The organism is Cyclonatronum proteinivorum (assembly GCF_003353065.1).
GTDB classification, from domain to species: Bacteria; Bacteroidota; Rhodothermia; order Balneolales; family Cyclonatronaceae; genus Cyclonatronum; species Cyclonatronum proteinivorum.
Window position 1 is genome coordinate 4085359 of record NZ_CP027806.1, and the last position, 12901, is coordinate 4098259.

Genomic DNA, 12901 nt, shown 5'->3' on the forward strand with positions numbered 1-12901 from the left:
AATAATGCGGAGGAGGTAAGCTTTTTAGAAGTCCCTGATTCCTTGATGGGAGATTTAGCCCAAACATGATGGTCAGCGCCTGCAAATAAACGGGATTGTGCGACCAATTATGCTGAAAATACAGCTGCTTTCAAACAGTCTGACAAGCCGGGCAAAGCTTGCTATATCAGCTCATCGCTAAGCTTGTTTTGTAAAATATGATGAATCCACTATGGATATTCTGTATATAAATCGCACGCATTCCAGGAAAATACATCAATAATAAAAACATGTGCTTAAGAACATAAAATTGTATTTTGAACGAAGCGGTGAATTAGTTGTTCAAACATGTAAACACTCAATAGCAGGAACTTGCACTATAGGTACGGGTATTTGGAAGGGTGTTACATTGCTGAAGTTCAATTGCTAACATAAAAACTAATTCATCACAATGAGTAATCTTAAAATTTTGATTCTATTTGTTGCTTTCGGCCTTTTTCTGAAAGCCTGCGACAGCAGCAGTTCAACCTCTCCCATTGATCCGGAAGAGCCAAATATTGTAGAAGTCGCGGCGGCCAATGAGCAGTTCTCAACACTTGTTTCCGCCCTTCAGGATGCTGACCTTGTCGGTGCACTCGAAGGTGCAGGACCTTTTACCGTATTTGCGCCAACCAATGATGCATTTGCAGGACTACCCGATGGCACGCTCGAAAGTCTGACATCGGAGCAGCTCACTGATATTCTGACATATCATGTGATTACCGCTGAAGTACCTTCAACTGCATTGCAGCCAACACAAACCGTAACGGCTTTGAATGATCAGGAGCTGTTCATCACCGCTGAGAATGGAAACGTAACGGTTAACGGCAACGCGGGTGTAATCACCGCTGACATTACCGCTTCCAACGGCATAATCCATGCGGTAAATCAGGTATTGCTGCCCGATGCTTTTGGCACCATCGTTGATAATGCGCAAAAGCGTTACTTCCTGAGCACTCTGGTTTCAGCTGTTGTGGATGCCGGCCTTGCCCCAACACTCTCCGATGCTGAAGCCGAGTTTACCGTATTCGCACCAACCAATGAAGCATTTGATGCCATTGCAGACGTTCTGCCGACCCTCACACCTGAAGAACTCACCAATGTGCTGCTCTATCACGTACTTGACACAAGCGTGCTTTCATCAGATCTGCAGGGTGAGCAGACTGTTCCAACCCTTGCTGGTTCCGACATCACAGTAACCGTCACCGACGGTACCGTGCAGATTAATGATGCAGCAACGGTAATCTCAGCTGACAATGTGGGAACAAATGGCGTTATCCACGTTATCGATACAGTCCTGATTCCGGGTGCACAAGACAACACCATCCCCGGAATCGCCGCTGGTAATCCTGATTTCTCTACACTGGTAGATGCGCTTGGTCAGGCTGGTTTGATTGACGCACTTTCCGGTGAAGGGCCATTCACCGTCTTTGCACCCACAAATGATGCGTTCGAAAGTCTTCCTGAAGGTACGCTTGAAAGCCTGACTCTTGATCAGCTCACCGGTATTCTGACCTATCACGCAATTGCAGCAGCCGTCGCTTCAGGAGATCTTGAGCCTGAGCAAACCGTTGCAACCCTGGGTGGCGAGCCGATTTTCATCACTTTTGACGGCACCAATGTTACCGTGAATGGTACGGCAACCGTAACCATTGCTGATATCGAAGCTTCAAACGGCTTTATTCATGCCATTGACGGTGTGTTACTCCCCGACATATTTGGGAGCGTGGTTGATAATGCCATCAAGCGTTACTACCTGTCTACCCTTGTGGGTGCCGTAATTGACGCTGATCTTGTGACCGCCTTGAGCGACGAAGATGCGAACTTTACGGTATTCGCACCAACAAATGACGCTTTTGACGCAATCGCTGATATCCTGCCAACCCTTACCCCTGAGCAGGTAACCGAAGTACTCCTCTATCACGTACTGGACACCCGCGTACTCTCCGGCGATATCACCGGCGAAGCAGAAGTGCCGACCCTCAATGGCCAGAGTGTAACTGTGAATGTAGTGAACGGCAATGTCGTCATTAACGAAGACGCAACCGTTACAGAAGCCGACGTTGACGGTACCAACGGCGTAATTCACGTTATCGATGCAGTGTTGATTCCGGAGCTGTAAGCATCCAACCTTTTTGACCTGAAAGGGCATCTCTTTTTTTAAAAGGGGTGCCTTTTTTTATTTGGGAAAATCACCATGCACAGCACCGGATTCAGTGCCGGCTCCGGAAATCCCGATTGATGTTGTGTTCCTTACTCTTTGAGCGATGCGTGCAGCGTGAGGCGTGAGATGTTTAGCCCGCTGCGTTTTCATCGCCGGGCACATATGCATACATGATTTAAACCCATACCCCGAAAATCATCACTCAATAATCCGCTGATCAGAAAAGCTGTACGCTGCGCGAATCGTTACCTGGTCATGAAAATTCAGGAAAGCAGGAACTTAATGCGCGTGTAGTGACATTCTAAACACACACTAACTTTGAAGTTTAACTACAACCACCAAAATATTCATCATAATGAGCAAAATTAAAATTCTGATTCTTGTAATCGCTTTCGGCCTGTTTCTAAAAGCGTGTGGAGCTGATGATCAAACCCCCGCCGCTGATACCACAGCCGATGCCGTAGAGCCATCCATCGTTGAGATTGCTGTGGCCAATGAGGAGTTCTCTACACTTGTTTCAGCACTTCAGAGCGCTGAGCTTGTAGCTGCCCTTGAAGGCGAAGGTCCTTTCACCGTATTTGCACCCACCAATGATGCTTTCGCGGCCATCGCTGAGGTCGTGGAAACCCTCACACCTGAGCAGCTTACCAACGTGCTCCTCTACCACGTACTTGATACCCGTGTCCTTTCCGGGGACATCACCGACGGTATTGAAGTCCCAACCCTGCTCGAAGGTCAGAACTTAACTGTCAATGTGGTAGACGGCAATGTCGTTATTAACGGCAACGCTACCGTTATCGCCGCCGATGTAGAAGGCAGAAATGGTGTAATCCATGTGATAGACGCAGTTCTCGTTCCGGAACTCTAAGCACTATTTTCAAAAACCCTTAAAGGGCGCTTCTTCTTGTAAGAAGTGCCCTTTTTTATTTTTGGGGAAACTTAGAAAGTGAAGCGTTCAAAGTTTTAGGTTACAGGCTGTTAATGCCTAAATGCCGTCAAATAAATTAGTATCTGAAATAAACAGCTACTCACTTTCCACTCTTCACTCTTCACTCTTCACTCTTTACTCTTCACTCTTTACTCTGCACTCTGTACTCTGCACTCCAAAGCAAGAACTTACGAAACGATTTGGGATGCAGGAAGTCACACAGATGACTTTCATGTTATCGCTGTTCCCTCAAAAAAATGACGGTATGCTGATTGGTTTAGCCGCTTGTTGCCGGTTCGAAAAGTTGTGGCAGGCGGAAAAAAACGGCTTGATAATTTATAATTATAATATCTATATTTGATTATAGATACCATTCAATATACCCTGAACTGTGTGAGTTTTTTTCCTCTGTGACGGCCCTGAAGTATCACCGATTTTTATATCTACCCTGCCGCAGCAGATAACGTCAGCGCGATGACGGCTTACGGTTTGCCTTCTGAAAACAGCAGGTGCTAACAGGCTGCGGACGGGTCACTTTTTCCCACATCAATTCATCTTTCTCATGAAAATTGTTCAAAACCCGCTTGAGGCGGTTGCCGGCATCAAATCGAATGACCGGGTCTTTATACAGGCGGCAGTTGCTGCACCGCAGCACCTTGTAAACGCCATGTCAGCGCGGGCATCCGAGCTGCGCAATGTTGAAATCATCAGCCTGCATACCGACGGCGAAGCACCTTACGCGGCGCCTGAAATGGCTGACAGCTTTCATATCAATGCGCTTTTTGTCGGCGGAAACGTACGCCGTGCGATCCGCGAAGGCCGCGGCGATTATATTCCGGTCTTCCTGAGCGAAATCCCGGGATTGTTCACCAAAAACATTCTCCCGCTTGATGTTGCCCTGATTCAGGTTTCCCCGCCGGACAAGCACGGCTACTGTTCGCTCGGCACTTCGGTAGATGTCACCCCGGCAGCCGTTCAAAGTGCGAAGCTCATCATCGCGCAGATTAACCCCAAAATGCCGCGCACGCACGGCGACGGTCTCATCCATAAATCGGCGATTCACTACGCCATCGAGGTTGACGAGTATCTCATCAGTCACGAACCGGGCGTACCCAACGATCAGGAAGCAAAAATCGGTCAGTATGTCGCTGATCTTGTAGAAGACGGCGCAACGCTGCAAATGGGCATAGGCGCAATCCCAAATGCGGTACTTGCTGCACTGACCAATCATAAAAATCTGGGCATTCACACCGAGATGTTTTCTGATGGCGTGATTCCGCTGGTAGAAAGCGGCGTAATCGACAACAGCAAAAAGCGTGTACACCCCGGCAAGATTGTGAGCGGCTTTGTGATGGGTACCCAAAAACTCTACGATTTTATTGATGACAACCCGCTTGTGGCCATGCTCAACATCGCCTATGTGAATGATACCGGCGTAATCCGGAAGAACCCGAAGGTCACGGCCATCAACAGCGCCATCGAAATTGACCTAACCGGTCAGGTTTGTGCCGATTCAATCGGTATGTATCAGTACAGCGGTGTGGGCGGACAGATGGATTTCATCCGCGGGGCTTCAAAATCCGAAGGCGGGAAACCGATTATTGCACTGCCGTCGGTCACAGCAAAAGGCATTAGCAGAATCACCCCGTTTCTGAAGCAAGGTGCCGGTGTCGTTACCACCCGTGCGCACGTGCACTACGTGGTGACCGAGTTTGGCGTTGCTTATCTCTACGGCAAAAACATGCGTCAGCGGGCACAGGCGCTGATCAGTATCGCCCACCCGGATCACCGTGAAGCGCTCGAGCAGGCAGCCTCCGAACGGTTTAACACGCTGATTACGGTGTGAGGGTTCTTATCCAGCAAATAAAATGGCTATCGTTAAGGAACCAAAAGGCGTCGATTTTACCGTAAAATCCAAACCCTGGACAACGGAAGAGCTTCGGGATTTTAGCAAACTGATTAAATCGAAAAAAGCAAAACTTGACCCGAAAGTCAAAAAGCAGATTCGAAAACGGTTCAAAAGAAATACGGTTTCTTAGTTCTGCCAGCCTGCCGGATGCCAAGGGCAACAGCAAGAATTTACTACAGGCCTGAATCCAAGTGGTTCAGGCCTGATTTTTTTCATAGAAGCACATAAGCAAATTTACTCAGCTAAAAAACCGCCAGTAAAACCAAATCAGCGTAAAAACAACCAAAAACGCGAGACAGCAAAGACTAAAGATGCGGTACCCTCGCGATGGCTGCGCCTCAGGCGGTACCTGATCGCCGGTAATCAGGCGGTAGTTGAACCAGGCCAGGACCGGAGCTGCAATAAAGGAAAGGCTTGCAGCGAAATCCACCAGCAGCGTAAAGGCATCAGCGGTGAAATACAGTACCCCAAGGGCGGCAAGCGGCACCACAAGCAGCCCGATACGGTACACCTTCAGCCGCATGGCCGACTCCCCGCCCTCCGCGGAAACCTCGGCCCAAAGCTCAGAGAGTACCCGCGGATAGGCGTCAGTAACGGCAAGGGTTGTACTCAGCATGGTGACAAAAGCGGCTACCGATATGAGCGGGGCGCTCCAGCTGCCCAGGGTTTGGCTGTAAAGGTCAACAATCTGTGCCGAGAATGCGACGCTGCCGGCCGCGAAAGGAACCCCGCTTCCAAACATTACCAGCGTCCCCAGCAGGAAAAACAGCAGACCAATCAGGGCCGCAGCGCCATAGCCAATGTCGAAATCATAGCGCGCTTCCCGAACCGTTGGCCTGTTTCCGGTCTGTTTGCTGCGCTCGCCTGTCCAGATGGAGTGCCATACCGCCGCATCAAGCGGAATCGGCATCCATCCCATAAATGCAATGATAAACGCTATGCCCGCGGCATTCCAGTAAGAAGGCGACTCCGTTCTTGCAGCTTCCGTCCCCGCACCGGCCCCAAATGCAATCAGCACGGCGGCAAGGGTCAGCAAGGTGAGCAGGGTGATGATGACCTTCATGGATGTATCAAGGCCGGGGTATCGGCCAAACCAGAGCAGAAGAGCGCAGATCCCGAAGATTAGGGCACTCCAGCCAAAGTTAGTCCAGCCCATCGCAAACAGCTGTTCCGCAAGTCCGGCAGTTACGATGGTTACCGCCGCCGTAATAATGAACATGGTACCGGCTGTCATCCCCACATAAATCCAAAATGCAACAGCGCTCATGCGCCGGTAGCCGGATATCAGGTGCGACCCGGTAGCCGCAGCGAAACGGGGGCCGAATTCCAAAAAAGGGTATTTGCTAATGACAGCAAGCAGCAGCACCCAAAGGATGGCAAATCCGTAATCGGCACCCGCGCGGGTTGCCTGAACCAAATGCGAAACCCCGACAGCTGCACCGGCCATCAGCAGGCCGGGACCAACAGCAAGCAGCACCCGGCGAAGTGTTTCAGATTCTTTCAAAGCCTCATTTTTTTATTGGTTGCGATTCATGTATCATAACGATCCTGTGTATATCCCTCCGGATAGCATGGTCACGCCATTTTATAAATTAATGAAGCAATAAAAGCGATATTTTGATTGTTTGAAACCTGTTTCTGCAAAAAAAATCTGCGCTGATTATTTACCTCACCTCTCTATATGAAAACTATTGTACTATTTGCTGTTAGCCTGTTGCTTGTAACTATTGCCCTTCCCGATGTAAAGGCACAATCCCTCCCTGAACCGCGCCAAAGTCCGATCGGCCTCAGCCGAACCATGCTGGGCGACACTTATGTGAAGGTCATCTACGGACGCCCCTATGTAAGGGAACGTCAGATATTCGGATCCCTCGTGCCGTTTGGTGAAGTCTGGCGGACCGGAGCCAATGAATCGACTGAAATTACGCTCACTGGTGATGTTTACTTCGACAGCATGCCGCTCCCGGCTGGTACCTATTCCATGTTTACCATACCCGGCCCTGATGAGTGGGTTGTCATCCTAAATAAACAGCTTGGACTGTGGGGATCATACGCCTACAATGCGAGCTACGATGTGCTGAGAACAAGGGTGCCGGTAAACCAAAATGATGAGAAATCTGAAATCTTCACCATCTCACTCGATAATAAAAATGATGAGACGGCCATGCTAATTTTCCAATGGGATACCACACGTGTTGAGCTTCCGATCCGGAAATAAAATAACGGGCCGCATGACCGAAGCCTTTCGGAACAACTTAAGCCCGGGTCTTCAAACAAAACGATTCAATCCGGGTCGTCTATGGATTTGGGCACTAATGCTCCTCAGCTTTTCTCTCATCCGCCCGCAAACTGCAGACGCACAGGACAGCCCTGCGGATGCGGACGCTGACGCGCTGCATTACCGCATCATGGAAGCTTCAGGTTTTGACCATGCCCTTACTGACGTTTGGCTAAGTATGGAGCAAACCATCACCGAAACCAACGTAGATCCCGAGCAGCGTACCATGCTCCATCGCTGGCTTTCGGCAGCTTTCAATGATGAAGTATTGAAGCAGGATTTTAGCACCCTTCTCCGGCAAAATCTCGATGTGGATCAGGCTGCAGCCGTGATTCGCTTCTTAGAGTCTCCCAGCGGCAGCGCTATTCTTGAGACCGAAGAACAGCAGGTGAATGCTACCGATGATGAGCTTCTCGACTTTTCCGAAAGCTTCAATCCGCGCAGCAGCCGCAATGCAGCCCGCGTACGCCTTGTTGAAGATATCGCCGAAGGTACCCGCACTTTTGAAAACACGGTTCTGATCCTGCACAGCATATATGCCAACGTCATGCGCGCGGTTCAGGCCGTTAACGTTGCAGAAGACCGCAGAATGGGTGAAGAAGATTTTCAGTACACCTCAGCGCTCATCCGAACACAGATTGAAAATCAAATGCGCGATTATGTGCGTCTCAATATGTTGTTCACCTACCGTGATACAGAAATTAGCGATCTCGAAAATTATGCAGCTCACCTTAACAGTCCTGCGGGACTTTGGTACACCGAGACCCTTCACAACATTCTTTCTGAAGTACTCGTTAATGCTGAGAACCGCCTCACAGCGGTCATGAATACCTCACACAAGACTGATTGATTAAAGCTGAACTCACCTCCGCAGGCCGGCTTCATTAACTGTGATTTATTTTATTGATGAACAACCTGCCCCATCATAAAAAAAGCCTTCCTGACCACATGCATCAGGAAGGCTTTTTTTATGATGGTACTTATGAAACTCAGGCCGGTTTCACTTTCAGCTTCTTTTTCCGGATTTGCGCTTTCCCCATTTTATCAATGATAAGCGAAACCTTATCGGAAGGTACATCCACAAAAGAGAAATTACTTTGAATGTCAATGTGACCAATGGTGTATCCCGGAATACCGGATTCTCCGGCAATGGCACCTACCAGGTCACCCGGACGAACCTTGTCACTACGCCCCACATTAAAGCGAAGGGTTTGCATATTGGAATCGTCGCGGGAATCTACGAAATCCCCTTTTCCTTTCTTGCGGCCTTTATCGCGGTTTTTCTTCCCTTTTTTGAATTTACGGTCTTCCCGGTAATCCGGCTCCGGAGAGAAGTCGGTGTCTTCATTAAAATCTGAGCGGTTTTTTTCCAGCGTTTCCATCCGCATCTTCAGCAATGCAGCCGCAATTTCAACAGATGAATAACTAATTTCACTCAGTGCTTCAACCTGTTCGATATAGGGCTTGAGCCCTCCCTTCGCAAGCACTTCACCCAGCTCAGTAAGCTGAAGGGTCATGCGTGATTCTTTCACATCTTTCAGGGACGGCATACGCACGGATTCAATCGCACTCTTGGTGATACGTTCGATGAACTTAATGCTGCGCATGCGCCGGCCTGAAGCAAAAGTATAGGCCGTACCAGACTTCCCGGCGCGGCCCGTGCGGCCGATACGGTGCACATACTGTTCGGGATCCTGCGGGATATCGTAGTTAAAGACCACATCCACATCATCCACATCAATACCGCGGGCGGCAACATCGGTTGCGATCAGCAAATCGATATATCCGCTCCTGAACTTATGCATTACCTTATCGCGCTGCCCCTGCGAAAGATCGCCGTTGAGAATCTCACTCGAATACCCTCGGGACTGCAGCTGTTGCGAAACTTCTTCCGTTGCAACTTTGGTGTTGCAGAAAATAAGGCCGAGCTTATAGTTGTTCACATCCATCAGCCGGGCGATACCCTCAACACGCACAGAATCGCGCACTTCAACCACGTACTGCCGGATATCAGGCGTCGTGACTGGTGAGCGTTCAATGGTGATACTCACCGGATCAACCATAAAGCGCTTCATAATTTCGCGTATCGGCTTGGGTACCGTAGCCGAAAACATAAGCATCTGCACGCGACGTGCCTGATCCTTGTAGGTGAGAATTTCCTCCATATCTTCACGGAAACCCATATTCAGCATTTCGTCGGCCTCATCAAAGATGACCATGCTGAGATGATTCAGCTTGAGCGTACCCCGTTTAAGGTGATCAATAGTGCGGCCCGGTGTGCCTACTACAATTTGTGCGCCTCGGTTGATGGCTTTAATCTGATGGGAGATGTGCTGACCGCCATATACCGGTACAACCCTCAGGCCGCCGGTATAGGAAGACAATTTCTGAATTTCGCCGGTAACCTGAATGGCAAGCTCACGGGTCGGACACTGAATCAATACCTGAACTTCATTCAGGGAAGCGTCTGTTTTTTCAATGGCAGGGATGGCAAAAGCGGCGGTTTTACCGGTACCGGTCTGTGCCTGACCGAGCACATCGTGCCCGTTGAGTAAAAGGGGAATGGTTTGTGCCTGAATTGCAGTGGGGGCTTCAAACCCCATTTTCTGAAGACTTTCAAGCACGTCATCACTGAGACCAAGCTCAGCAAAAGTTTGGACTGACATAAAAATATTTCTGATAAGATAAATAGGAAAACGGGCCTGGTATTCCTGCAAAGTGTGTTACTACTGATGCATCTGTCTGGGTAAAGGCTTGGTCATCATCATAGTGCGTGACGCCCGGGCTTCATACGGATGCTCCCCATAGTGCTGTTCCTAACCCGACCCGATGCCCGCTATTGCAAAAGTGTCTCTTATCAGGTTTCTGAACTGCGCTCCCGGATTATTCTGTCTGAACAGGTACCCGGTGTCTGCGAAAAACCAGCAAGTTTTCAATATACACTTAATTTTCACCAAATACGACGCACAATACAGACCTCGCAGAAAGAGAAAAAAACGCCCTCAAAAATTGCCTGCAACAAAACGTTACAGTTGGTAAATTGCGATGTCCATAACGCCGGGTATATTCAGTAATATTTCAGTTTTTAATTCCGGCATCATGCTTCATCTCACTTGCAGAGTGAGCATACAGTTGATGTACCTTCATACTTCCGTTCAGAAAAGGGGTTTTTCTGAACCGCATTTTTTGATCACCTGTCCATAATTTACTTTGTACCTATGCCTTCACCTGTCTCAAGAAAAACACTGACCGCACTTACTGTCACAGTACTTCTGTTCTTTTTCCCCGCAACTTTATTTGCGCAATGGGGCGAAAATCCGGATGAAAACCTGGTGATTTCCCTGAAAAACTTCGAATCCGTCCAACCCATTATTGCCATGAATCCGGCTGACGGCGGCGCCTACGTGAGCTGGTTTGAGCTTTCGGGTCTGGGCGGCTACCACGTTTTTTTGCAGCGCCTTGACGCTGCCGGAAACCTACTATGGGATTCCAACGGCATCCGGGTTGCCGCCCGGGGCTTTTCAAGCACACAGGATTACGGACTTTCAGTTGACGCGCAGGGCAACGCTGTTCTCTCTTTCAGAGACGACCGGCGGGGCAGCGTACGTGTTACAGCCGCCAAAATAAGCCCAGAAGGCACCGCTGTTTGGGGCGAACTTGGTATCGACGTCTCCGGCCCGGCCGACTTCTTAGCCTCGCCTGCCATTGCCGCAACTTCCGACGGCAGCTACGTTGTAGCCTACACCGGTGCTGGTCCGTCCTTCATTGTGAAGCTCGACGCCGATGGTGAAGTCGTATGGAGCCATCAGGAAACCGCCGGAGCCGCACTCGCTGTGTCTGACATTGTCGCTTCAGACGCCCCCGAAAGCAACGGCGAAGTTATCGTCCTTTTCCGGACCTTCGGCTCACCGGCAACACCGGGTCTCCTTTCGGCACAAAAATATGCCGCAGACGGCACCCGCATGTGGGGAGCATCACGGGTCGATATCATGGTCAGCGGCTCTCTCCAGCTTGGCAATTTCCCGGACATGCGGGCAGACGGAGCGGGCGGCATGATCGTGAGCTGGTACCAAAGTCAGCCCGCGCTTCAGACCTACCTGCAGCAGGTATTAGCCGACGGCAGCTTCCGCTTCCAGACAAACGGACTGCCCCTTTCCGCCAACACCATGCAGCTGCGCACCGACCCCGACTTTGTACACGATGAAGACAGCGACGACATATATGTTTTCTGGCGTGAAACAAGCGGCAACCAAAACCAATTTGGCCTGTACGGACAGCGTGTGAGCGGCACCGGCACACTTGAGTGGGGTGACAATGCCCGCACCATCATTCCGCTCAGCGGCACCAACGTCGGGAATATCCGGGCAGCGCTTATCGGCGGCGATCCGCTTGTAGCCTACATGACCTCTGCCGCCTTCGGTCAGGCTGATCTTCAGGCCGCAAGACTAGACAGCAACGGCGACTTTGTCTGGGATTTCCAAAATACGACACTTGCACCGGATGGCTCCGGCAAAAACCGCCTTCGGGTCGTCAGTGCCCAAAGCGACGAACTCTTTTTCGTTTGGGAAGACGAGCGCAGCGGCGTGCGCGGCATCTACGGACAAAACCTTCAGGCCGACGGCAGCCTTGGCCCCATTGACGAACCTGAGCCCGACCCGCTGCCCGAAGTCACCTTTCAGGTTGACATGAGCATCCAAAAACTAAAAGGCAACTTTGACCCCGCCCTTGAAGACCGGATTCACGTGCGCGGCACCTTCAATGACTGGTCTGTAAGCGACGAAAACGCCCTAAGTCCGGTATCGGATGATGTTCCCGGTATCTACAGTCTCACCCTTGCCATAGACGAAACCCCGGGCAGCCTCATCGCCTACAAATTCTATATTGAATCCGGCGATGGCCGCCCGCTGCCCAACGACGGTTGGGAAGGTGAAGTCGGTCCCGGCGAAAACGGAAACCGCGAATTCAACCTCGAACCCGACCTGATACTGCCGGTCGTATTCTTCAACAATGAAGACGAGCACGATACAAGCGCCGGAGAACACGAGTCACCGCACAGCTTTGTACTTTATCAGAACTACCCTAACCCGTTCAACCCCGGTACCATAATCGCCTACGAGCTGCCCGAAACCGCTGACGTTCGCCTTGAGCTCTACAACGCCGCCGGTCAGCGCGTAGCCGTTCTCGTAAACGGCACCCGCACTGCCGGTCAGCATCAGATCTACTTCGAAGCCGACGGACTCGCAAGCGGCCTGTACCTGTACAGGCTTCAGGCCGGCGATCAGGTACTCACCCGAAAAATGACGCTCATCAAATAAGCAATCCGCAAGTACGTGCAGCAAACAGCTTTGATCTCAGGTATACTGACCCGCGCTGCACAGCTATTCCTGTTTCTTTTTTTGGGGGAAACTCCGTGAACATCACTGTCAGCCGGGGCAGATCATAAACCCCAAACCTAAGATAAGCCCCTTGCTTTTTGGGGGAGCTGCAACAAAATCCCGTGGCTGATCACCAATCGCAACGGGAAACCCGGGGTACGAATACATCCACTCAAAAAAACAATCTGATCAACCAAAAAAGGCCCTCCGAAAGCGCCTTTTTTTGGTT

General features: G+C 50.4%; 8 protein-coding genes. 6 read left to right on the plus strand and 2 right to left on the minus strand.

The annotated features are described in order from the left end of the window. Positions 1–430 precede the first annotated feature (430 nt). The 3 genes from CYPRO_RS15580 (at position 431) to CYPRO_RS15590 (ending at position 4956) form a co-directional block, all read left to right on the plus strand. Complete coding sequence (locus CYPRO_RS15580) at positions 431–2140, plus strand: fasciclin domain-containing protein (protein WP_114985494.1); 1710 nt, start codon at positions 431–433, stop codon at positions 2138–2140. Positions 2141–2537: 397 nt separating this feature from the next. Continuing rightward, positions 2538–3050 carry a fasciclin domain-containing protein gene (locus tag CYPRO_RS15585; RefSeq protein WP_114985495.1) on the plus strand — a complete coding sequence of 171 codons (513 nt, stop codon included), beginning with the start codon at positions 2538–2540 and terminating at the stop codon, positions 3048–3050. A gap of 622 nt (positions 3051–3672) precedes the next feature. After that, positions 3673–4956 carry an acetyl-CoA hydrolase/transferase family protein gene (locus CYPRO_RS15590; protein ID WP_114985496.1) on the plus strand — a complete coding sequence of 428 codons (1284 nt, stop codon included), beginning with the start codon at positions 3673–3675 and terminating at the stop codon, positions 4954–4956. A gap of 301 nt (positions 4957–5257) precedes the next feature. Here CYPRO_RS15590 and CYPRO_RS15595 read toward each other — a convergent pair whose 3' ends face one another. Continuing rightward, positions 5258–6466, minus strand: coding sequence for an NRAMP family divalent metal transporter (locus CYPRO_RS15595; protein ID WP_114985837.1), 1209 nt, complete (start codon positions 6464–6466; stop codon positions 5258–5260). Between the two features lie 234 nt (positions 6467–6700). Here CYPRO_RS15595 and CYPRO_RS15600 point away from each other — a divergent pair, with 234 nt between their 5' ends. After that, on the plus strand, positions 6701–7237 hold the full coding sequence (locus CYPRO_RS15600; RefSeq protein ID WP_114985497.1) for a DUF2911 domain-containing protein: 537 nt from the start codon (positions 6701–6703) through the stop codon (positions 7235–7237). A 13-nt stretch (positions 7238–7250) separates the two neighbouring features. Beyond that, positions 7251–8147, plus strand: coding sequence for a hypothetical protein (locus CYPRO_RS15605; RefSeq protein WP_124245645.1), 897 nt, complete (start codon positions 7251–7253; stop codon positions 8145–8147). A gap of 139 nt (positions 8148–8286) precedes the next feature. Here CYPRO_RS15605 and CYPRO_RS15610 read toward each other — a convergent pair whose 3' ends face one another. Beyond that, the gene (locus CYPRO_RS15610; RefSeq protein ID WP_114985838.1) at positions 8287–9963 is read right to left on the minus strand and encodes a DEAD/DEAH box helicase; all 1677 of its coding nucleotides are present in this window, start codon (positions 9961–9963) and stop codon (positions 8287–8289) included. A gap of 552 nt (positions 9964–10515) precedes the next feature. Here CYPRO_RS15610 and CYPRO_RS15615 point away from each other — a divergent pair. After that, entirely contained in the window at positions 10516–12612 is a 2097-nt protein-coding gene (locus CYPRO_RS15615) for a T9SS type A sorting domain-containing protein (protein WP_114985499.1), read from the plus strand. The last annotated feature ends 289 nt before the right edge of the window (positions 12613–12901 follow it).